We start from the raw sequence: 19,246 nt of genomic DNA on the forward strand, positions 1-19,246 counted from the left end.
GCGCTGCTGCCCACGCCGAGCGACCACGATCGTGCAGGCCATCCTCGTTCTCCACCGCGTCGAAGCCAACCGCTACGCAGGATGAAAAGGGCTCAGTGAAGAGGTGCTACTCGATGCTTGGCAACGCCCTTTCCCCTGCAGGCTTTCCATGAAGAAGGGCTTTTACGAAATCGGCGTGTGCCGACCGCGATATGCCGTCCGCTTCAACGATCGCCTTGATTGCCTCCAACGTGACAAAAGGGCCGCAATTTAGCACTGCCCGCAGGAAAGCTTCCAGAGGTAGAGGCCCCGGCAGTCTGTCGCGCATCCATGCCAGGGTTCGCGCATGTAGGTAGCGCACCGGCACGCCAGTTTCACCTTCTAGCGATCGAATCTTGCTTGCAATCGTGTCTGTTGTATCGGGTCCAACAATAAGCACGATCTTTAGTGGCGGCAGTGTGGTCAGCTTGCCGCGCGCATCTGCGACGTACTCTTCGATTGCGCGCGCGTCCTTTGTGGGGAGACTGTACTTGTTCTTGGTGCTCTTGGCCTCGACGAGCATGGAGTAGCCAGCACTAGAACTGCCGGGCGCAAAGCAGATAAGGTCGACCCTTTTCTCGCCCGTATCTGCCGTCACTACGACGAACCCTAGCGATTGCAGGAGTAGGCTTAGCTGCTGCTCGAAGCGCTTTTCGACATGCTTCTCGCCGTATCGCTCGATCATGGACTCGTTGCGGGCGGCCAGCAAATGAAGCTCTCGGACGACCACGAATGATCCTAGGACCCGGTCTCGGACCGTGAAGTCTCGGCGATCTCGCTGCTCAGCTGCCTTTCTTGCCCGTCTAGCGAGAAAAGCGGTCATTATAGCGGCGAGTTGCATGTGCTCGGCTTTTGCGCTCGCGGCAGCTACCTCGGAAATCGCCTGAATGGACCAGAAAATGAAGGCGTCCCATCCTTGGGGGGTGCCACCGAGAGCTGGAGAACCGATCACTTCCATGAAATTGCAATTCCAGGTGCACTGGAGGTATTCGGACAGAAGGCGACGCTCTACGGCGGCATCGTATCCGTATTCTGCCGAATTCAATCCCTGTATGAAGTTCACGGTGAATGGAAACCATCCGTCCCCGCTTCGATGAACCATGAGAGAGTCGGCGCGAGATAGTGCGGAAACGAATCCCCTTCCGACGCCGAGACTTGCTTTTCTCCACCGCGCATCTAGGTCCGACTTGTCATCTGGGTCGAGCTGTTCTATCGCCGCAGGGTTCCGCTCTAGCACGACCTTCCATGCCTTGAAATAAGTCTCGGCATCTTTACGAGCTTGTTCCGGTCTTATTTTGCCGTAATCTACGAACAAATCTGTGGTCGCAGCGAGCTCAGACAGGGCCGTTTCGCCGGCAATGCCTGGAAGGTCTGGCCGCATCTCGTCGGCTCCCGAATTCGGCATAGATATATAGTGTCAGATATCAACTCCTACTGGCACCCGCCTGCGCCGATGCCAAAAGTTCGGCTGTTGGAGCCGCCAGGGCCTAACAGCACGGAACAGCAGCAGATGGTGTGCCGTGCCAGCGCACGGGACGAGGCGGTCAGGCTGTACAGCCATCCGTACAGCCAAGCCCGCCGACGCACATGGTCTCGGGTCGACGGTGGGCGACACGGCGAGCAGGCCAGCGGCAGTCACCGACGCCGGCAGACAGCAGTCCTGATCTTTGCAAAGCCGGGGTGACGCCGACCGAAGTACAGCAGCGAAGTACAGCAACCGACCGACCCGCAGCACCGCGCGAGCGACCGCCACGCACCGGTCGACGGCACGGGCAGCCCAACCGGACTCCATCGCCCGGAGCTACGGATCAGAAGGTCAGGGAGAGGGACGCGCCCATGGCTGCGTCCTGTCGCCGGAGATCCTCGGCCAAAAGGATCTTGCCTACCTGCCTCTGTCAGACAGCCGACAACATGCCGGGAGCCGACTGATTTAGAGACCATAGACCTATGGCAAAGACTGTGAGACCCTGCTAGCAGGGTTGCACGACAGTTGATTGGAGAGGCAATGCCAGCTGATTCCAGCCAGACCTCCGAGAGCAGGCAAGCCAACTCAGGCCAATCAGCACCAACTCCGCCGAGAGTCAAGGTAGCTCGAATTCCATTCGAGGATGCGTTGAAGACAGTCGGGTCATCACAAGCCGGTGCAGTAGTTCTTTGTGACTAGTCGCATGGAACGCATACGCCATGCGGTGCTGGTGCAAACTGATCGCAACTCAGCCATTGTCCTTAGTCGAGACGAGTCCTTCACCGTTGCCACTGACGGGTCCTTTGATCTATCCCGCGCCTGGGCTCTGCTGAAGCAGGGAGCGTCATCAGGCGAGGTAGCCGTAACCATTGGGTGTGACGTCGGCGCTATCGAATCCTTTGTCGCAGCCCTAAGGGACGTCGGGCTCTGGATAGAGGTGGGGGCTGATCGGGAAGTTGTCTCGGTTGTTTCAGCGTTGGAAACGCTAAATGCGGCAGTAACGATGTGGAAGCGGCATTCAGTCATCCATCCGATATTCCGGCTACTAGAAGACGAACAAAGACGATCAAGCTTGCTGATCTCCTTGATGGTTGAAGTTTGTCACTTCACCGCCCAAACCCCAAGAATCGGATGTGTCGCGGCTGCCTACGCCTCCTCCTCCGACGGCCGCCGCAGACTTCTCCTACATGCCGCCGACGAGCAGGACCACTATATCGACTTGACTCGTGCCGTCGGCAAGGCGCTTTCGGTTGATGGGCGCGACATTCTTAGCAGTCAACCGGCTATCGCAACTACTCTCATATGCTCATACCTGGAGCATCTCGCGCGGAACCATGTACCCGCATATGCAGCTTGCCTTCAGTTCCTGGAAGCCGACCCAGGTGTGGCCGAGAAGGCACACGACGCATTCACGAGCCTAGCAACCAAGAACGACGTTCCGGTTGCCGTTGCCCAAGCATTTGCCCGCCATAGCAGAGAGGATATGCTTGCTGGGCATGCAAGCGTGGGGCCGGCCGTTATCGCTGCTGAATTCCCGAGCGGGATACCTGCTGTAGCGATGGACGAGATGTTGAACGCCGTGCACACGCTCAAGCACTCTTTTGACTCGCTATATGATGCCCTGTCAACCGAGTGGGCGGATCCGGCGCAATCCTATCTTCTTCGCGGCGCTGTCCGGGCTGACATGATCTAGCAAGACTCGGTCGGGAGAGGACTTGGATAAGGGCCTCGCCATCCAGCGTATAGGCACCGCAACCCTTGTGGTTGTGGTGACATACGGTATCGCGATCAACGGTGTCTTGGCCAAGTCCAGCATCTCCGGCTTTTACCGGCTGATCCTGGTTCTTCTATCCTCCGCCGCGGTGTATCGGCTGTTGACGTCGCTCTGCTTCGCGCTTCTATCCCGTATGGGTCCGCTTCTTAAATTGCACTGGGGCCGGGAGCGATACTTCCACGGCTATTGGCACTACACATCAGAGCGAGACGGTCAACAGTTTCTTGGCGTATGGCGATTTACGCAGACGCCGACCGAGATCCGCGTACAGGCATTTGGGCTGGATCAGGATTTCAAGCGCCGGTTTTTTTCGCATTCCGTTGGATCGGTTTTGGAAACCGTGCCGGGCTCCGGAGTCTACGAGGTCGTAAACGCTAGGGATGACTACTTGAGGCGCGAGCGGCCCGTGTTTACGATGACGCGTTTCGTTCCCGACCTTCCTGTTGGGCGACGAGTCCTACCGGGGCTCGTCACGTCCATGCATGGCGAAACCTTCACCTTTAGCCAGTCAAGAGGTGGATACGTAAATCGCAACGTCTGTTTCGTTAGGCATCCGAAAGTCAAATCAGATCAACAGATGATAGACCTCTTGCAAGAGCTAGATCCGCTTGGTTGGCGACAGCCTGGAGCTAGCCGTGTTCAGTAGGCCAGCGCCACTGTCAAACGACGAAGACGGACTAGAGTTGGCACGGGCCGCTGACCCACCTAGTGGCCTGCTTGGCGGATCGGCCAAGCTGGTGGCTCAACGTCGTCGCACGAGAGAGTGGAGGCCTCGGCGTGACGTCAGCGAGAAGTCAGCAAAACACCACGCGTTGATGCTGAGCAAGCGCCTACCAACGGCATCCGGCTCGCAGAGGGGCGCATCAGACGACACCTACCGATGCTCGTTGGCGGTCACGACCAACATTCACACCGAAGGGGTCGCTGGTTCGATACCAGCATCGCCCACTCTCAGTTTGTACGGTCCGAAGCCCGTTACCGGAGTAGCCGGTAACGGGCTTCGCCGTATGCGCCGCTTACATTGGGAGCAGCGGTGCGTCGCGTGGTTGAGCGGCGGCCGCCGCGATGATCGCGGGTGTGCCCTCTGGCACCTGGCCCCCTTCGGGCTGGCTGGGCCGGTCGGTGGTCCGGCTGGGGACCACCTCCGGGGTCACTTTGGGAACCTTGGGTGCCGCAAGTTCCTCTGTAGATGCCGCTGCGGCGAACGGCGGCCGCATCGGCCACGCAGTTAGCCAGGCGCACGAGGACCTCCTGGGTGAAACGGAATCTTCGACAGGCCCCACCCTCCCCGGACGTCCGCACCTGTTTCAAGATCCCAGCCCTGTCAGCAACGTCCATAGAACACCTAGGCTCACCGCCCATGAGCAACATTGACGACCCGGAGTGGGCCGACAACCCACGCCTGAACGGATGGCTCCACACTCAAGCAGCCCTCTTTTCCGGGTGGGTCGAACAAACCGAAGGACGATGGGACTTCAGCACCGGCTCCCTCGACCGCCTTGAACAGGAGATCAAGCGCCGCTACCCGTCCTACGACGACGCGCAGGCCGCCCGGGACGACGCGTTCATGACCGTATCCGCCTGGTATGTAGGTGAGGTCCACGTACGCAACTACGGTGCCGTTTGGCGGTGCGCTCCGCAGCCCGGCCTCGGTGTCCACGCACGCACCGAACCCGTCGTCAGGCTCCCGAAAGAGGTGCTGGAGCACTGGGAGCTGGCAGAACTTCAGGAGAAAGAAGAGTTGTACGAGGACGACTTTCCCTACTGCAACCCGTCCGAGGCCGTCGTCTCTGCGGCCCGCCCGGAGTACACCGGCCATTTGTCCTCGTTCCTACATCAGTATGCGCCCTGGCAGACGGCTGTCGATCGGGCGCTCACGCGAGCCCGCAACCAGCCCTCGCAGAGCCCGAAAGGCCACCCTCTCCCGGACGCCCCGGGCCCGCTGGACCCCGGGCCGCTCGGTGAGAGCCTTGCCGAATGGCTGGCCGTGCAGGAAGAAGTCTTCCCCCGCTGGGCCGAGGCCACCGGACGCCCCGCAGACTTCGACTTCACGCCCGCCTCTCTCGGCGCCCTGGAGGAAGTACTGCGCGAGGCGCTCGCCCCCCAGGCCGGCACCGGCACTCTCTACGACGACCCGGTCTTCAACTGCGCTGTCTGGTACCTCGGCGAGACAATCTGCCGCAACCACCAGGCGCGTTGGCTGCCTATGCGAGCGAACCTGGACGTCACCGGCGACCGGCTTGACCTGCTCGCCGTGGCCCACATAGCCCGGCGCATCGGGCCGCGCACTGAGTTGACCTCGGCGATCCATCGCAGCATCCGTGGCGTCCACTACCCAGACGACTCGTACCAGCCCCTGCGCGCGGTACTCGACGCCTACCGCTAGGCGAGCGGGATGTCCAGTGTGCCGTCCTGGCCCATTGGCATTGACGATAGATTGATCAGCAATATATGTTGCCTCGGTGACTGAGATGCGCGAGGCCACTTTTCTGATCCTGACCGCGTTGGCCGACGAGCCGCGCCATGGTTACGGGATCATCCAGGAGGTCGCCGTCTTGTCGGATGGCCGCGTCACCCTGCTGCCGGGAACCCTCTACGCCGCCTTGGACCGACTGACGGCACAGGGCATGGTCGAGCTCAGCCACGAGCAAATCGTCGACGGCCGGCTGCGCCGGCTCTATCGGCTGCGCGCCGATGGCCGTGCCGAGCTCGCGCGTCAGACGGAACGGCTGCGCCAACTGGCGGCCGCCGCCGAATCCCGGCTGCGCATCCTGCGGCCCAATCTCGCCTGATCCGGACTGACGCCGGGTCCTGGGAGACCTCATGCACCGCTGGTTACTGCTGTCCTACCCGCGCGACTACCGTCGGAAGCGCGGTGCCGAAATCCTCGAGACGGTCCACGACACCGCATCCACCAGCCGGGGTGCGCGTGTGGCGGCAAATCTCGTACGTCACCGTCTGCGCGCCCGCCTTGGCCGACCCGCGAGCCGTACCGTGGTCCTCTGGGCATCGATCTTCACGTTGGCCTGCGGTCTGTTCGCCGCGTCCTTCGGCACCTGGCTCACCTGGCTCGGCTCCCGTCCGCTCGACCACAACGAGCTTGCCGTCGCAGTCAGCCAGCTGTATCCGGACAAGCGGGTCAGCGACATCGACACGGTTGACCCGCCCTCCGTCTTCATCATCTACGGCAGATCGCTGAGTTGGAGCTCCGCTTCCGACCTGCTGTTGGGTGACGGCGGCGAATATTCGCTGGCCGGTCTTGGCGCGTCCTTCGAGCAACTCCCGGCCGACAGCCGTCCGCGAGTCCTCGCCGAGCTTCGACAGCGGCTGCAGGGCTCCGGATGGGACTACACCGAACCGGTCTACTCCGACGCGTACGCCTGCATTCCCGACGACCCGCGATGCGACCCCGCGGCCATACCCTCAACCATCACGGTGTACGCGCACCGTGGTGACAACAATCTCGAAGTAACCATCAACGACGACAACACGACGCCGAAGATGAGCTTGGCCATGACCCGATCAACCCCGTGGAGCGCCTATCCTGTCGGCGTTGTCGCCTTCGTTCTGGGCACGCTCAGTGGATGGTGGCTGTTCGGCTGGGCCAGTCGACGTACGGAGGGGCGCCATCCGCTGACCCAAGGATCGGCGAAATTCCTGTTCGGCTTCGCGATGTTGCTGTGGTGAGCACCGATCCTGTTGAGTACGTCGCTGATGCTGTCGCATCACCTGAGCGAGCCGCACCTTCGCTGGCATCCCCTGTGGGAATGGCTCGGCCAGCCCGTGATGTCGCTGCCGTTCCTCGGCGGCTGTCTCATGCTGGCGCTTGCGCTAGGCGTTGCCGCGCCGCCCCACAGGCTGCCGGCCGACCCGAGGCTCGCGCACCGTTGACGCACTCCGCCCACGGTCGGCCGGTCGGACACCTCGCTTCCTTGTGTTGCTGCTGTCTTCGCTGGAAGTGGGCTTGTTTGACGCGGGCTTGGTAGCGGCGGCGTAGGTGTTAGGGGTTCAAGCCTCAGCCACCCGGCTCCCGTGCCCGATCCGTGCCCGATGCAGCGGTCAACACCGGCTAGTAGAGGCCCATGGGGAAGCCTGCTCGGATCGTCCGTACTCCCACGACCAGCTGGCACTAGGCCCAAGGAGCCCTACTTAACCCGATTCCCGAGCTGACAGTGCTCGACCGTCCCCGCCAGGGCAGTGTTCCGGCGGGTGGTAGAACGGGGCATGGAGATCGCGCAGCTCAGCCAGGCGTTGGATGACATCTTCGACGGCGCGATCGTGCATCACGGGTACACCGACTACGTCCGCGACTACGAAGTCATCGTCTACCTCACCGCAGACCCGCGTACCGGCATCCCACCCGTCCACCTCCGCTACCTCTTCAAGTACTGCGTCGCAGCCGAGGTGCAGACGGCGGTGAGTCCCGAGACCTGGCGTTGCTCGCTCGACGAGCGACTGACCGACCGGGAGATCGGTCCGGACCTGGACGGCTTTGTGTGGGCGGTGCGCTGGCAGCCGCTCTACCCAGGTGCGGAGGTGGTGGCAGACTCCGAGCGTGCCCGGTCGTGGGCTGACAAGGTCGGCATTCCCTTTCACGAGGTCCGCTTCAAGATGAACGCTCACGCCATCACTCTCATCTTCAGCGACCTTGACGTGACGGAGGTGAGGGAGGGCTACGCGCCCTTCACAGTCACCGAGGACGATTGATGCAACGATCTTGCAACTCGCCTGGGAGTGACTAACTGGTGACGATCGGGACGGACGCCAGCGGACGAGCAGGAATGCTGATGGACGTTCCCAGCAGTTCAACGCCCGCAAAACGGCGGGCCAACCCCCGTGTTGGTTGCCTGGGGGTCAAGGAGTAGGCGGCTCTTGCGATGCGTCGGGCGCAGTAGTGCGGAAGGCCGCCGCCAGCTGGCCAGGACGCCATCCCTCGCTCAGCGCCTTGCGGATGACTGCCGCGACCATCGATGGAAGAAAAGGGACCGACGGGCAGCCGATCCAATTGCTCGGGTGGTCCTGGGGCATGCTGACCAGCAGTACGCCGCCCTTGCAGTCGGCTTGCTCAACGGCGAGGGAGAGTGGCCGCTCACCGAGCGCCTGCGCGTAGGTAGGTCGTCCACGCACCCGCCACCTGAAGACCACGCCGTCGACCGTGATGAGTCGAGAGCCCTTCTTGGTCAACGTCACGTCGATCCTATCGCCGCCGGATGCCAGTGGCAGCAGCTAATCACGCCGTACCGGCGGGTGGGGCACACAGGAGGCACAAGACACCGTCAAACGTCGTCAACGACCCACCAACGATGGCAGCCCAGGATGCCGTGTGAGCAGGCGCCGACCAGTGTTTCCGCTGGTGGTAGGACGGCGGCTCTGAGTTTCCCTTCAACGTCTGACGCCTCCCAGCGGGTGCGTGCGTTTCAGGTGACCGTGGCGGCGGTGAGGAAGAACGTGACTGCGTATGTGAACCGGTGTGCAACGACGGCGTCGTCGAACTGGTCTTCGAACGCACGAGCTTCGGCCGGGTCGAGTGCGCCGCGTTGAGCAGCTGTGGCAGCCCAGCTGCGGAGGCCGAGGACGTTGTCGACGGCGGTCGGGTTCCGGACCAGCAGTGTTCGGGGTTCGATGGTGACGTCGACCAGGCCGTGTGCGGCGAGAAGGCCGGCATGTTGATGCGCCAGGGTGCCGTTGCGGAGGAGGACATCAGCCCGGAATCTCAGCACGCGCCGGGCCAAGCTTTGGTTGGCGATGTCGAGTACCTGAGTGTCGTAGTCGGGGTCTGCGAGGACAATGCGGCCATCCGGCCGGACAACCCTGATGAGTTCCTTGATCGCGGCGTGGGGATCGGCGAGGTGTTGCAGCGTGCGATCGGCCCAGGCCCCATCGAATGAGTTGCTGAGGAACGGCAGGTGATGGGCGTCGGCGACGGTGCTTTGGGTCAAGCCGCGGGCTTGCATGGCAGCAGCCATGGTCAGTGCATAGTCCACGGTTGCCACGCTGACACCGTATTCATCTTTCAACTGGGCTGCGCTTGCCCCTGTGCCAGCGCCAACATCAGCGTAGCGACGGCCAGGCGCCGGATGGAGCAGCTGACGGACCCGCTGCTGGTATGCCTGGTAGAAGGGTTCCTCGGTGAGGCGGTCCAGTACGTCGACCCACGAGTCCGGGTCTGACTGGCGGTCGACGTCGGTGAACCCATGCATGATCGACAGCCTATTTCCGCGATTGCGGAGGCGCTGCCGCCTTGACAGCAACGCTGACAGCAACCGTGCTGGACGGCGGCGTACCAGCAAGCGCGGAGACGGATGCTCCGCCGAGCTGACGGCCCTCCCCGGCGTAGTTCTCCTCGGTTGGCAACACGAGTAGACCACCTACGGCAGTGGCAGACGGGCCATCTGGTCGCTCTGCCCGCGCACGCGAACGCTGAAGCCGTCCCCATAGGAGGCACCTCGCCCAGTCGGGGGTAGATTCGCCGCCACAACGGGTCTCGACGGGAAGGCCAACGGGGATGGACGCCAGGACCGAAGAACTCCGAGACGCCCATGACGTGCTCTCGGAGTGGTACGCCAAGAACCTGTCCGGAGTGCTCGAGAGCATGCCGGTCGAGCGGGCGATGCTCGACCTGTTCGCCGAGATGACCCTGGCGGTGGGCGCGGAGATCGCGGACGTGGGCTGCGGCACCGGACGGCTTCTTCCCTACCTTGCGAGCCGAGGCCTGTCGCCGCGCGGCGTGGATCTCTCGCCCAGGATGGTCGAGGTGGCACGACGGGAGAACCCCGGCTTCACATACGAGGTTGCCGACCTGCGTCACCTGCCGTTCGAGGACGCCTCGCTGGCCGGGGTGGTCTGCTGGTTCTCGCTGATCTACCTGGCATCAGAAGCCAGGGTTCCGGCCTTCGCCGAACTCGCCCGGGTAGTTAAGCCGGGCGGATACCTGGTGACCGCCTTCAAGCACGGCGATGGCACCGGGCACCGTAACCCTCCCGGCAGCCGCGTCGGGAGCTTCGGCATCGACTTCGACCGGTACTGGCTCTCTGCCCGAGAAATGGAGGAACGCTTCGCCGCCGCCGGGTTCGCACTGATCTTTCAGGGCAGCACGCCACCTGAAGAACCGGAGCCCCCATACGGGTACATGCTGGTCCGCAAGACCGACTCCGGAATTGGGTAGGGGATCACGGGCGTCGACTGTCGCATTGACAAGTCTGCTCACATCGACGTCGGTCGCACAGACCCGCCGCGCCGGGCCAGTAGCTTGTTCCGTCAGATGAGACCTCGATCCCACCCGTGTGTATGGCGGGTGGTGCGCAGGAGCGATGCTCGATCCGGGCTTCGCTGCGGCCGCGTCTCAGGGTCATGCGCGGACATGGCGACCCGTTAGGCCAGGGCGGTCTGGTCCTGTTTCGCTGTTGCGAGACGCCTGACCGTCGTCCGGTATCCTCGCGGCCCAGGTGATCGCGCTGACGGGGAGCGGACGATGACTGACGTATCGGCTCAGGCAAGCGAGGGGCTGGCGGCCTTCGCCGCGGCGACGATGCCGGCGTTCGTTGAACGGATCCCTGCGATGCCCGCGCGTCTGCTGGGTCGCCTGGCCGTGCCAGAGGAGGCGGGCTCGCATTCGGTGGGTGCTCACCGGTTCGACCACTCGGCCGGTGGTGAGCCCGAGTGCGTGACGGCGTTGCGAGCGCTGGGGCCGCTGCCGGTGGAGCGCCTGCTCGGCGCGCTCGAGTTGGTTGTCGGCGGCCATGACTGGAGTTGTGCGCCGGACCTGGTGGCGGGTCTGCTCCGGCCGCCGGATGCCCAGTATGTGTGGATGGCCGCGGGTGGTCACGATAGCGAGGCGACGTCCGCGACGGCTTTGCTGCACCGACTGCGTCCCGGACTGGCCGACCGTACGGTTGCGTTGGTGCGCGAGCTTGCGGCGCACCCTGTGATCGCGCCGCTGCTGGCAGTCAAGCCGGCGGCGACGGATGAGCCATCGATCGCCGCCGAGCACGGTGCAGCTCATCTCGGCTTGGCGGTGGCGGTTGCTGGTGCCGTGGTCCACCAGGCGGCGCCACCCGTGATCGTGGATCGTGCCGCCGCCACCGTCGGCTTGGGAGTCGGCGCCGCGGTGCTACTGCTGCGGGACGCACTCATGCCTCCGGCATATGCGGCGGCGTTGCTCGCCAGGATCCGCGCGGAGTACCTGCTGCCGCGCCATATGTCCGGCACGGTGACCGTGGCCGAGCACCGGTTCGGGCTTGCCGAGCACGAGTTGCCCGAGCAGGCCGACTTCGCAGGCAACGGGATGGTCGCCGTGGCCGACGGCGGCATCGTCGTGCGCACCGGTGTCGCGGCGGGCATGGTCCGCGTTGAATTGGCCGTGCTCGCGGAAGCCCCGGACGAGCTGGAGTCCGGCTGGGAGGAGATCGTCGAAGTGAGCTGGCGTGCCGCCGAGGGGCGCGCATCAGTGATGGCGCCGGACGGCACGGGCAGCCGCGGCCTACGCCGGCAGACCCCGCCGTGGCCCGGCGAATACCGGACCCGGGTACACGCCCGCGGGCGCGACGACCTCGACGCCGAGCTCGAGAGCTACAAGCTCGTCGTCTGGGGCGCACCCGCCGCACCGGAAATCGCCTACAAGCTCACCGACCAACTTGGGCACCGGCTGCGCGGCGACCCCGAGCCGGCCCGGCCCCCCGAGCACGCGTACCGATGGATTCGCCGTAGCTCGCTCTCCCAGGCGGCGACTGTCACCGTCGTCACTGGCGCTACGGTCGAGCAGGCGTTACGTGCGTTCGGAGCCGACCCGGACCAGCCGGAATCGGTCGATGACATTCAGCGCGACCTGTCACTGCGTCGTGCCATCGACCCCTGGATCACCGTGCTGGACGGCGGTGACGCGGTCCTGGTCGTGGAGGACAACGGCTTCCGCGGCACGGACGCCGCAGTGCTGCGTAACGCGTCGGCCGGTGGCCGGGCGGCCAGCATGTTCTGGAACGTCAACGCCGTCACCCGGCTCTCCTTCGCGGAGGCAGGTCAACTGCTCGCTGCCTTCGAGCCATGGGGGCGCGACGAGTACCCGCCGGAGGTTGCCGCAGCTCTCGCCGGGATCGACTTCGCCGAGCTCGGTGATCGCAGTGAGAAGGGACTGGTCGCGGTCGCACGGTTCACCGGCCGGGGCATCACCGCTGCCGACCTCAACCGGATCCGCGCGGACGGCATCGGTTACCGCATAACAGGATAGGCACACAGCCGCACCGCGGTCCGAGACGAGGACCTCAGCCACATCCATGACGGCGGACGATGATCCTGTTCCAGCCCGACGTCTACGCCGAGGTGGCTCTAGCGGCTGTCCACCTCCAGTCACCCGCTACAGCTGGCTGCGAGCTACGTGGAGGTAGCTCGGAATATCCATTGCCATCCGATCGGCGCAGCGCCTACCTTGAATGAGCAAGGTCGTCCCGACCAACCTGAGGAGTTCCCCGTGTTGCAGTACGCCTACACCGAAACCACGCGGCTCATGCCGCGCGGCGGTGTCGTGCTGCCCTCGATTGGACGAGCCCACGATCTGTGCGCGAGTGAGCGGAACTGGAAGCCGGGGTGGCGGCGCGAATAGCGCCAGCGCAAGCTGCGAAGCCGCCCACCCTGACAGGGATAGGGCGGCTTTCTCGTTACTGGAACAACTTCATAGGGGCGTAGCTCAACTGGTGGAGCACCGGTCTCCAAAACCGACGGATGCAGGTTCGAGTCCTGCCGCCCCTGCTTTTCGTCCCGGCTTCGGCCGGCGGCGTTGTAGATTCTCAACTCCACAGTGGATGGCATTGGTAAGGCCCCGGCCGGCGCCCGTATGGGCCGGCCGGGGGCACTACCTCCGGGACGAGGGAGACGGCTGACCCGCTCGCTTTGGGAGCGAGAGACACGGGGTTCGACACCCCGGTCCCGGACGATGGGGTTGTAGCTCAGTTGGGAGAGCGCCGGTTCGGCAGACCGGAGGTCGAGGGTTCGAATCCCTTCTTCTCCACGCTTCATGGGCCGTTGGAGCAAGCTGGCAGCTCACCTGGTTCTCAGCCAGGAGGTTACGGGTTCGAGCCCCGTACGGCCTACGCACGCAGGATGCCATGCGGTCGTGGTGAACTTGGCGGACACGTCGGTCTTCCAAACCGAAGAAGCGGGGTCGGTGCCCGCCGACCGCTCAACCGTTCCGGGATGCTCTGCTGGCAAGGGCGACGGGACTTTGGATCCCGGTACGAACGCAGGTTCGATTCCTGCTCCCGGAGCTCGCACTTGACCAGCGGAGAAAGTCGTCTCGGATCTGCGAATCCGGAATTCGACTTCCTCTTGGGGATGGTTCGACTCCGGCCGGGGGCTCCACGCGGTTGTAGCTCAGTTGGTAGAGCGCGACGTTGCCAACGTCGAGGTCCCGGGTTCAAGTCCCGGTAGCCGCTCGATGTCTCTTACATAGAGACAATGCGACATCACCGAGTTGACACCTATCGTTGAAGTGCCAGTGGGCCCCGTTCTCGTCATCAACGCCGACCTCGGCCCGCTCCACCGGGTCACGGTCGCCCACGCGATCCGGATGCTCTGCCGGCGGGTCGCCGAGATCCACGAAGCCGAACCCGACCAACTCATCGGCGTGTTCCCCATGCCGAAGGTGGTCCGGCTCGTCCGGTACGTCGTCACCCGGTGGCGGTACACGAAGGGCCCCGCCTGGTCCAAGGGCGGCGTCCTGGCCCGCGACGAACGGCGGTGCGGCTACTGCGAGGGTCCGTCCGTGACGGTCGACCACATCCTGCCCCGCCCGGGGTGGGCAGAACACCTGGCGGAACACCGTCAGCGCGTGCGCGCCCTGCAACCAGCGCAAGGGCGACCGGACCCCGGCCGAGGCCGGCATGGTGCTTCGCATCAGCCCGGTCGTGCCGGCGTGGGGGTCGCTGGCGCAGCGCTGACTCGGCTGGCGGGCCATCACCCCGCCGGCCGCGATGGGAGCTGATGTAACCGGCAGCATCGCTGGCTCTGACCCAGTGCGTAGAGGTTCGAATCCCCTGCTCCCAGCTCGATGCCCTCGTAGCCCAACGGCAGGAGGCACCAGGTCGAGGGCCTGGACAGTGCGCGTTCGAATCGCGCCGAGGGCACCAGGCCGGCGTAGCTCAGTTGGCAGAGCACGCGCCTTGTAAGCGCGAGTGGGCCGGTTCGATCCCGGTCGCCGGCTCCACACACCCGGTGGGTCTCTCGCGGGCCGGGACGCCCGTAAGGCAGGGATAGCGCCCCTGACGGTGATCCGTCGGTGAAAACGGCGGCGCCGCCCTGGCACGCGAGAGACCCACCGGGACCACGCCAGCGAAGCTCACCAGGGCAGAGCGCGCCCCTCGTAAGGGCGAGGATGCGGGTTCGACTCCCGTCGCTGGCTCTCTCGCCGACGTAGCTCAGGTGGTCAGAGCGTCCCGCTCATAACGGGAAGGTCCCCGGTTCGACACCGGGCGTCGGCACGCAGCAACCACGCGCTCGTGGTGGAACCTGGTAGACACGCCGGCCTCAGAAGCCGGTGCCGAAAGGCGTGGGAGTTCGACTCTCCCCGAGCGCACGCAGCACCACCATGGGGTCGTAGCTCAGTTGGTAGAGCGTCGCATTCGCACCGCGAAGGCCGTCGGTTCAATTCCGTCCGACTCCACTCTCCCGGCCGCCGGCCGGGACCATGCTGACGTAGCTCAGTGGCAAGAGCATCCGGTTGTTAGCCGGAAGGCCGCGGGTTCGAGTCCCGTCGTCAGCGCGCAAGGAGGGTTTGCCATAGGTAGGGCAGACGGACTGCTAATCCGTTGCGGCTCCGGCCGTTGTGGGTTCGACTCCCGCACCTTCCGCCAAGCCGTCGTAGCTCAGCGGTTAGAGCACCGACCTGATAAGTCGGGGGCCGGAGGTTCGAGTCCTCCCGTCGGCACGCAACAAGTCTTGCCCCCGTAGCTCAGTGGATAGAGCACGAGATTACGGATTTCGGTGTCGCTGGTTCGATTCCAGTCGGGGGCTCTTTCGGGATATGGCGCAGTCAGGTAGCGCTCCGGTCTGGGGGACCGGAAGTCGTCGGTTCGAATCCGGCTATCCCGACTCAACGGGTAGTGGCGCAGCTTGGTAGCGCGCTCGCTTCGGGAGCGAGAGGTCGCAGGTTCAATTCCTGTCTACCCGACTCATGGAGGGGCCAGCCGACAGATGGCGACGGCCACCGTCTCGAAAACGGTTGGGGTGCAAGCCCGTAGGAGTTCGACCCTCCTTCCCTCCGCCATGCGCCGGTAGCTCAGTGGACAGAGCTGCGGACTCTTACTCCGTAGGTCGTGGGTTCGAATCCCACTCGGCGTACCAAATCCCCCGGTAGCTCAGCGGATAGAGCGCTGGTTTCCTAAACCGGGTCGTCGCAGGTTCGATTCCTGCTCGGGGGACGTTTCGGGCCGTTAGCTCAATGGCGTAGAGCTGTGGACTTTTAATCCGAGGGTTCGGGGTTCGAGTCCCCGGCGGCCCACTGCGGGGTAGAGGAGTTCGGTCGTCCTCGCCGGCCTCATAAGCCGGAGATCGTGGGTTCGAATCCCACCCTCGCCACCAAGCCCTGATAGCTCAGCGGGAGAGCACCGGTTCGACAAACCGGGGGCCGCTGGTTCGATTCCAGCTCGGGGCACGCACACCACCTGGCGCGGTGGACGAATTGGAAGAGTCGCCCGGCTTTCACCCGGGACATGTGCGGGTTCGAGTCCCGTCCGCGCTGCCATTCCCTTGTAGCTCAAAGGTAGAGCGGCCGGCTGTTAACCGGCTGATCTTGGTTCGAGTCCAGGCAGGGGAGCCACGCCCGTATAGCTCAGCGGCAGAGCACCGGTCCCACACACCGGGTCGCCCTGGTTCGAGTCCAGGTACGGGCACTGGCCTTCGGGCCGCAGTTGTGGCTGGCAGGAACCGGTGACCGACACCCGCCGGATATTCGGGGGTACCCGGCGGTCGACCTCATGGAGCGCATCGCCCCGCTGATGGGTGCCCGCCGCCGGGACCAGATCGGCCGGGCCATCGCTGGGTACGACACCAAGCGGCGGCGTCTCCGGCAATCAGAGCGCGACGCCATCATTGCTGGGTTCCGAAGCGGACGCCGCGCGGTCGAGCTGGCCGACGAATTTCGGGTACGACGCGAGCACGTATATCGGCTGGTTCGCGGGCGGTAGGTCAGTACCCGCCAGTCACCCCAAGGGAGTGCGCCACCGATGGTGAGGTGGGCCGGGCTGTAACCCCGGTGCGTTCGCGCTCAGGGAGTTCGAATCTCTCCACTCCCACGCATGCCTGCGTAGCTCAGGGGACAGAGCACCAGCTTCCGGAGCTGGGTGTCGGGGGTTCGATTCCCTCCGCGGGCGCTTCTGCCTGGTCGTGTGCCCGAGTGGTGAGGGAGCGGTCTGCAAAACCGCGTACGCCGGTTCGATCCCGGTCACGGCCTCAACTGCCATCCACTGTCGGATAACGAGCGAGATGCTCAGGTCGACCAACTGTCGGGGCTCAGGACGCGCTGCGCGTCACCGGATCTCGTTGTCGGGGTGGTCGCTGTCGTAGGCCTGACGGGCTTCGGAGATGGCTGCGCGGTGTGCCAGTGACCAGTCGGCGAGTGCTTTGACGAGGTGGGTGAGGCTTGTGCCGGTTTCGGTGAGGCGGTAGTCGACCTGGGCGGGCACGGTCGCGTACACGGTCCGAAGGACGAGGCCGTCTCGTTCCAGGCGGCGCACCGTGAGGGTCAGCATGCGCTGGGAGATCCCGTCGATGGCGCGCTGGAGTTGGCGGAAGCGTCGCGGCCCGTTGGCGAGTTCGACGATCACGAGAACCGACCACTTGTCGCCCACCCGGTCAAGAACGTCTCGGATGCCGCAGTCTGCGTGATCCGGCTGTCCGCATGGTTCGAGCTCGGCGGCTCCCGCGGTTACTTCGGTGTGCGCTAGTGACACGAGACTGCCTCCTTGTGAGCCACCGGGCGCGGGTCCAGGCTCTCACTGTAGTTACTGAAGAGAACCACGGTAGGGGACCGAATCGCAATGATCATGGTGACCGGCGCCAACGGACAGCTCGCTTCGCTCACACTCGCAGAGCTCGGCGAGCGAGACGTACCCGCCCTGGCAGGAAGTCGCACTCCCACCAGCGCACAGCGCCACCTTGACTTCGACGACCCCGCAACCCTCGATCTCACAGGCGTTTCGACCCTGGTCCTCGTCTCGGCCGGCTATGCCGAGGACGACCAGGTCATCGCGCGTCACCGGTCTCTTCTCGACGCCGCAGGCCGCGACGGCGTGGCCCACGTGGTTTACACCAGCCTGACCAGCGCCGGGGACCACCTCGGGTTCGCGCTCGCCCACAGGGCCACCGAGCGAATGATCAAGAGCGGCGGGCTCGCGTGGACCATCCTGCGAAACGGGCTGTACGCCGAACTGTTCGGTGCCTTGCTCGCGTGGACTCCTGACGGCCTGGAATCAGCATTCGGGGCCGGTGCACTCTCCGCGGTAGCGCGGGCCGACCTGGCAGCTGCCGCAGCCGTCGTCGCAAGCGAGCCCACCGCGCACGTCGGCAAGGTGTACGACCTGGTCGGGGACCCGATTACCGCTGGCGGCATCGCCGACCGTCTCGGCGTCGCGCACCACACAATCGGCCTGGGTGAGTACCGCACCCGCCTTCTCGGCGACCCCAACCTGCTGCCGTTCCAGCCGCCGATGCTGGCCTCAATCGCCACCGGTGTCCGCCACGGGTTCCTCGACAACACCGGCCCCGACCTCGTGCGCCTGCTGGATCGACCGCTCAGGGATCCACTCACCGTCGCTGCGGATGCCACGGCCGCCACGCGCCCTGGCACGCAGTGACACAGTTGCTTCACAAGAATGCCCTCCGCTCATGCCGATGCGCGTGCGAGGGCTTGAGGGGCTGCAACGGCGTTGAGTTTCGCTATGGTGTCCATTCTGTCGTCCCATGCACCCGACCTCTGACCCTCTAGGGGAGCGTCATGACCGCTACGTACAGGAGGCACGGGTGAGGCTTCTTCTGACGTCCGGGGGCGTCCAGAACCCGAGCATTCGCAATGCGCTGGTCGACCTGCTGGGCAAGCCGATCGCCGAGTCCACGGCCCTGTTCATTCCGACCGGTGTCTACCCCTTCCCCGGCGGAGGTGAGAAGGCGTGGAAGGCGATTCACGGCCAGGCCACCATCCCGCTGACCCAGCTCGGTTGGAAATCCCTGGGGATATTGGAGCTCACCGCACTGCCGACCATCCGAGAAGAGAACTGGGTCCCGGCCGTCCGGCAGGCCGACGCCCTCCTCGTCTGGGGCGGCGATGTGCTCTACCTGACCTACTGGCTGCGCCAGTCGGGTCTGGCCGACCTCCTACCGTCGCTGAGCGATACGGTTTACGTGGGGGTGAGTGCCGGGAGTATCGCGGTCACCCCGTACAACTGCGATGCCGAGTTCGACCTCGAATTCGTCCCCGACGGCAGCGACATGGCGGAGGGCGCTGACCGGGCGCTGGGGCTGGTGGATTTCACGCTGTACCCACACCTCAATCACCCGGACATGGAGGGCACCGAGCTGTCCACCATTCAGAAGTGGGCGTCCGGAATCCCGGTCCCGACCTACGCCATCGACGATGACACCGCCATCAAGGTGGTCGACGGCGCCGTCGAGGTTGTCTCCGAGGGGCACTGGAAGCTGTTCCCCTGATAGCCGCCGCCAACAGCGATCGGCATGCCGGGTGTCAGTGCGGGTACGCGCCGGACTGGGCCGGGCACCACACCAGAGCGAGGCCGTCCAGCACTGTGGATCGCGGGCGAGGAGCCGCTGCGGTTCCTTCGCAGCGGCACCACAACCGTCGCCGGACGCGGACCAGCCTCCATGGCGATCATCGACCCATCCCGCTACGATCCGATATCGACAGATAACTGAGCGTCAATACGGCGGTGGTCGCAAGCCCTGGACGCTGGCAATCCGGCGCCGCTACGAACGTGGTGCCGGCCTGAGGA

The 19,246-nt window shown here is 64.7% G+C and carries 14 protein-coding genes, 31 tRNA genes and 2 pseudogenes; 43 read left to right on the forward strand and 4 right to left on the reverse strand.

Annotated features, from left to right (window positions below; all coding sequences use genetic code 11):
- Positions 1-85, forward strand: a pseudogene (locus ABZU53_RS27975) (IS5/IS1182 family transposase); the annotation flags it as partial.
- A 21-nt stretch (positions 86-106) separates the two neighbouring features.
- On the opposite strand, the gene ABZU53_RS27980 reads toward ABZU53_RS27975, so the two are convergent.
- A complete protein-coding gene (locus ABZU53_RS27980; RefSeq protein ID WP_355068478.1) occupies positions 107-1,399 on the reverse strand; it encodes a hypothetical protein in 1,293 nt (430 codons plus the stop codon).
- 787 nt (positions 1,400-2,186) lie between these two features.
- On the opposite strand from ABZU53_RS27980, the gene ABZU53_RS27985 reads away from it, so the two are divergent.
- The 6 genes from ABZU53_RS27985 (at position 2,187) to ABZU53_RS28010 (ending at position 7,964) form a co-directional block, all read left to right on the forward strand.
- A complete protein-coding gene (locus ABZU53_RS27985) occupies positions 2,187-3,176 on the forward strand; it encodes a hypothetical protein (RefSeq protein ID WP_355068479.1) in 990 nt (329 codons plus the stop codon).
- Between the two features lie 22 nt (positions 3,177-3,198).
- The gene (locus ABZU53_RS27990; RefSeq protein WP_355068481.1) at positions 3,199-3,903 is read left to right on the forward strand and encodes a hypothetical protein; all 705 of its coding nucleotides are present in this window, start codon (positions 3,199-3,201) and stop codon (positions 3,901-3,903) included.
- Positions 3,904-4,617: 714 nt separating this feature from the next.
- A complete protein-coding gene (locus ABZU53_RS27995) occupies positions 4,618-5,643 on the forward strand; it encodes a hypothetical protein (protein ID WP_355068483.1) in 1,026 nt (341 codons plus the stop codon).
- An 85-nt stretch (positions 5,644-5,728) separates the two neighbouring features.
- Positions 5,729-6,049: a helix-turn-helix transcriptional regulator gene (locus ABZU53_RS28000; RefSeq protein WP_355068543.1), complete on the forward strand. Its 321-nt coding sequence runs from the start codon at positions 5,729-5,731 to the stop codon at positions 6,047-6,049.
- Positions 6,050-6,080: 31 nt separating this feature from the next.
- On the forward strand, positions 6,081-6,944 hold the full coding sequence (locus tag ABZU53_RS28005) for a hypothetical protein (protein ID WP_355068485.1): 864 nt from the start codon (positions 6,081-6,083) through the stop codon (positions 6,942-6,944).
- Positions 6,945-7,481: 537 nt separating this feature from the next.
- Positions 7,482-7,964 (forward strand): hypothetical protein, encoded by a 483-nt coding sequence (locus ABZU53_RS28010; RefSeq protein ID WP_355068487.1) that lies wholly within the window; start codon positions 7,482-7,484, stop codon positions 7,962-7,964.
- A 147-nt stretch (positions 7,965-8,111) separates the two neighbouring features.
- Here the strand turns inward: ABZU53_RS28010 and ABZU53_RS28015 are convergent, their stop codons facing one another.
- Together ABZU53_RS28015 and ABZU53_RS28020 are read right to left on the reverse strand one after the other, a co-directional pair.
- Entirely contained in the window at positions 8,112-8,447 is a 336-nt protein-coding gene (locus tag ABZU53_RS28015; RefSeq protein ID WP_355068490.1) for a hypothetical protein, read from the reverse strand.
- A 227-nt stretch (positions 8,448-8,674) separates the two neighbouring features.
- The gene (locus tag ABZU53_RS28020; protein WP_355068491.1) at positions 8,675-9,457 is read right to left on the reverse strand and encodes a methyltransferase domain-containing protein; all 783 of its coding nucleotides are present in this window, start codon (positions 9,455-9,457) and stop codon (positions 8,675-8,677) included.
- Positions 9,458-9,762: 305 nt separating this feature from the next.
- On the opposite strand from ABZU53_RS28020, the gene ABZU53_RS28025 reads away from it, so the two are divergent.
- The 34 genes and pseudogenes from ABZU53_RS28025 to ABZU53_RS28190 all read left to right on the forward strand — a co-directional run bounded on the left by ABZU53_RS28025 (position 9,763) and on the right by ABZU53_RS28190 (position 16,695).
- Complete coding sequence (locus ABZU53_RS28025) at positions 9,763-10,422, forward strand: class I SAM-dependent methyltransferase (RefSeq protein WP_355068493.1); 660 nt, start codon at positions 9,763-9,765, stop codon at positions 10,420-10,422.
- A 306-nt stretch (positions 10,423-10,728) separates the two neighbouring features.
- Positions 10,729-12,480: a DUF6461 domain-containing protein gene (locus ABZU53_RS28030; RefSeq protein ID WP_355068495.1), complete on the forward strand. Its 1,752-nt coding sequence runs from the start codon at positions 10,729-10,731 to the stop codon at positions 12,478-12,480.
- Between the two features lie 445 nt (positions 12,481-12,925).
- A tRNA-Trp gene (locus ABZU53_RS28035) sits at positions 12,926-12,998 on the forward strand.
- 186 nt (positions 12,999-13,184) lie between these two features.
- Positions 13,185-13,257, forward strand: a tRNA-Ala gene (locus ABZU53_RS28040).
- Positions 13,258-13,265: 8 nt separating this feature from the next.
- A tRNA-Glu gene (locus tag ABZU53_RS28045) sits at positions 13,266-13,339 on the forward strand.
- Positions 13,340-13,356: 17 nt separating this feature from the next.
- Positions 13,357-13,429: transfer RNA gene (locus tag ABZU53_RS28050), tRNA-Gly, on the forward strand.
- Between the two features lie 7 nt (positions 13,430-13,436).
- Positions 13,437-13,513: transfer RNA gene (locus tag ABZU53_RS28055), tRNA-Gln, on the forward strand.
- A 95-nt stretch (positions 13,514-13,608) separates the two neighbouring features.
- Positions 13,609-13,681 (forward strand) — tRNA-Gly (locus ABZU53_RS28060).
- Positions 13,682-13,743: 62 nt separating this feature from the next.
- Positions 13,744-14,185 (forward strand): annotated as a pseudogene (locus ABZU53_RS28065) (HNH endonuclease).
- Between the two features lie 34 nt (positions 14,186-14,219).
- A tRNA-Gln gene (locus ABZU53_RS28070) sits at positions 14,220-14,291 on the forward strand.
- A gap of 6 nt (positions 14,292-14,297) precedes the next feature.
- A tRNA-Leu gene (locus ABZU53_RS28075) sits at positions 14,298-14,374 on the forward strand.
- Between the two features lies 1 nt (position 14,375).
- Positions 14,376-14,451, forward strand: a tRNA-Thr gene (locus ABZU53_RS28080).
- Positions 14,452-14,572: 121 nt separating this feature from the next.
- Positions 14,573-14,646 (forward strand) — tRNA-Thr (locus ABZU53_RS28085).
- Positions 14,647-14,651: 5 nt separating this feature from the next.
- Positions 14,652-14,725, forward strand: a tRNA-Met gene (locus ABZU53_RS28090).
- 12 nt (positions 14,726-14,737) lie between these two features.
- Positions 14,738-14,820: transfer RNA gene (locus tag ABZU53_RS28095), tRNA-Leu, on the forward strand.
- Positions 14,821-14,834: 14 nt separating this feature from the next.
- A tRNA-Ala gene (locus ABZU53_RS28100) sits at positions 14,835-14,907 on the forward strand.
- A 26-nt stretch (positions 14,908-14,933) separates the two neighbouring features.
- Positions 14,934-15,006, forward strand: a tRNA-Asn gene (locus tag ABZU53_RS28105).
- A gap of 5 nt (positions 15,007-15,011) precedes the next feature.
- Positions 15,012-15,097, forward strand: a tRNA-Ser gene (locus tag ABZU53_RS28110).
- A 1-nt stretch (position 15,098) separates the two neighbouring features.
- Positions 15,099-15,171: transfer RNA gene (locus tag ABZU53_RS28115), tRNA-Ile, on the forward strand.
- Between the two features lie 13 nt (positions 15,172-15,184).
- Positions 15,185-15,257: transfer RNA gene (locus ABZU53_RS28120), tRNA-Arg, on the forward strand.
- A 4-nt stretch (positions 15,258-15,261) separates the two neighbouring features.
- Positions 15,262-15,335 (forward strand) — tRNA-Pro (locus ABZU53_RS28125).
- Between the two features lie 5 nt (positions 15,336-15,340).
- Positions 15,341-15,414, forward strand: a tRNA-Pro gene (locus ABZU53_RS28130).
- 5 nt (positions 15,415-15,419) lie between these two features.
- Positions 15,420-15,510: transfer RNA gene (locus ABZU53_RS28135), tRNA-Ser, on the forward strand.
- Position 15,511: 1 nt separating this feature from the next.
- Positions 15,512-15,587, forward strand: a tRNA-Lys gene (locus tag ABZU53_RS28140).
- A gap of 3 nt (positions 15,588-15,590) precedes the next feature.
- Positions 15,591-15,664, forward strand: a tRNA-Arg gene (locus ABZU53_RS28145).
- Between the two features lie 6 nt (positions 15,665-15,670).
- Positions 15,671-15,744: transfer RNA gene (locus ABZU53_RS28150), tRNA-Lys, on the forward strand.
- 1 nt (position 15,745) lies between these two features.
- A tRNA-Met gene (locus ABZU53_RS28155) sits at positions 15,746-15,824 on the forward strand.
- A 1-nt stretch (position 15,825) separates the two neighbouring features.
- A tRNA-Val gene (locus ABZU53_RS28160) sits at positions 15,826-15,897 on the forward strand.
- Between the two features lie 12 nt (positions 15,898-15,909).
- Positions 15,910-15,987 (forward strand) — tRNA-Glu (locus ABZU53_RS28165).
- 1 nt (position 15,988) lies between these two features.
- Positions 15,989-16,062: transfer RNA gene (locus ABZU53_RS28170), tRNA-Asn, on the forward strand.
- 1 nt (position 16,063) lies between these two features.
- Positions 16,064-16,135 (forward strand) — tRNA-Val (locus tag ABZU53_RS28175).
- 318 nt (positions 16,136-16,453) lie between these two features.
- Positions 16,454-16,537: transfer RNA gene (locus ABZU53_RS28180), tRNA-Tyr, on the forward strand.
- Between the two features lie 5 nt (positions 16,538-16,542).
- Positions 16,543-16,615 (forward strand) — tRNA-Arg (locus ABZU53_RS28185).
- 9 nt (positions 16,616-16,624) lie between these two features.
- Positions 16,625-16,695 (forward strand) — tRNA-Cys (locus ABZU53_RS28190).
- Between the two features lie 76 nt (positions 16,696-16,771).
- Here the strand turns inward: ABZU53_RS28190 and ABZU53_RS28195 are convergent.
- Entirely contained in the window at positions 16,772-17,092 is a 321-nt protein-coding gene (locus tag ABZU53_RS28195; protein ID WP_355068497.1) for a helix-turn-helix domain-containing protein, read from the reverse strand.
- 189 nt (positions 17,093-17,281) lie between these two features.
- Here ABZU53_RS28195 and ABZU53_RS28200 point away from each other — a divergent pair, with 189 nt between their 5' ends.
- Both ABZU53_RS28200 and ABZU53_RS28205 read left to right on the forward strand, forming a co-directional pair.
- A complete protein-coding gene (locus ABZU53_RS28200; RefSeq protein WP_355068499.1) occupies positions 17,282-18,097 on the forward strand; it encodes an NAD(P)H-binding protein in 816 nt (271 codons plus the stop codon).
- A gap of 166 nt (positions 18,098-18,263) precedes the next feature.
- The gene (locus ABZU53_RS28205) at positions 18,264-18,947 is read left to right on the forward strand and encodes a Type 1 glutamine amidotransferase-like domain-containing protein (RefSeq protein WP_355068501.1); all 684 of its coding nucleotides are present in this window, start codon (positions 18,264-18,266) and stop codon (positions 18,945-18,947) included.
- Positions 18,948-19,246: the final 299 nt, after the last annotated feature.

It is taken from the genome of Micromonospora sp. NPDC005194, from assembly GCF_040608335.1.
Lineage (GTDB): Bacteria > Actinomycetota > Actinomycetes > Mycobacteriales > Micromonosporaceae > Micromonospora.

Bases quoted from the DNA above. Each gene is read 5' to 3' on its own strand.
- ABZU53_RS27980 (WP_355068478.1), bottom strand. From the start codon at position 1,399: ATGCGGCCAGACCTTCCAGGCATTGCCGGCGAAACGGCCCTGTCTGAG.
- ABZU53_RS27985 (WP_355068479.1), top strand. From the start codon at position 2,187: ATGGAACGCATACGCCATGCGGTGCTGGTGCAAACTGATCGCAACTCA.
- ABZU53_RS27995 (WP_355068483.1), top strand. From the start codon at position 4,618: ATGAGCAACATTGACGACCCGGAGTGGGCCGACAACCCACGCCTGAAC.
- ABZU53_RS28000 (WP_355068543.1), top strand. From the start codon at position 5,729: ATGCGCGAGGCCACTTTTCTGATCCTGACCGCGTTGGCCGACGAGCCG.
- ABZU53_RS28005 (WP_355068485.1), top strand. From the start codon at position 6,081: ATGCACCGCTGGTTACTGCTGTCCTACCCGCGCGACTACCGTCGGAAG.
- ABZU53_RS28010 (WP_355068487.1), top strand. From the start codon at position 7,482: ATGGAGATCGCGCAGCTCAGCCAGGCGTTGGATGACATCTTCGACGGC.
- ABZU53_RS28020 (WP_355068491.1), bottom strand. From the start codon at position 9,457: ATGCATGGGTTCACCGACGTCGACCGCCAGTCAGACCCGGACTCGTGG.
- ABZU53_RS28025 (WP_355068493.1), top strand. From the start codon at position 9,763: ATGGACGCCAGGACCGAAGAACTCCGAGACGCCCATGACGTGCTCTCG.
- ABZU53_RS28030 (WP_355068495.1), top strand. From the start codon at position 10,729: ATGACTGACGTATCGGCTCAGGCAAGCGAGGGGCTGGCGGCCTTCGCC.
- ABZU53_RS28200 (WP_355068499.1), top strand. From the start codon at position 17,282: ATGATCATGGTGACCGGCGCCAACGGACAGCTCGCTTCGCTCACACTC.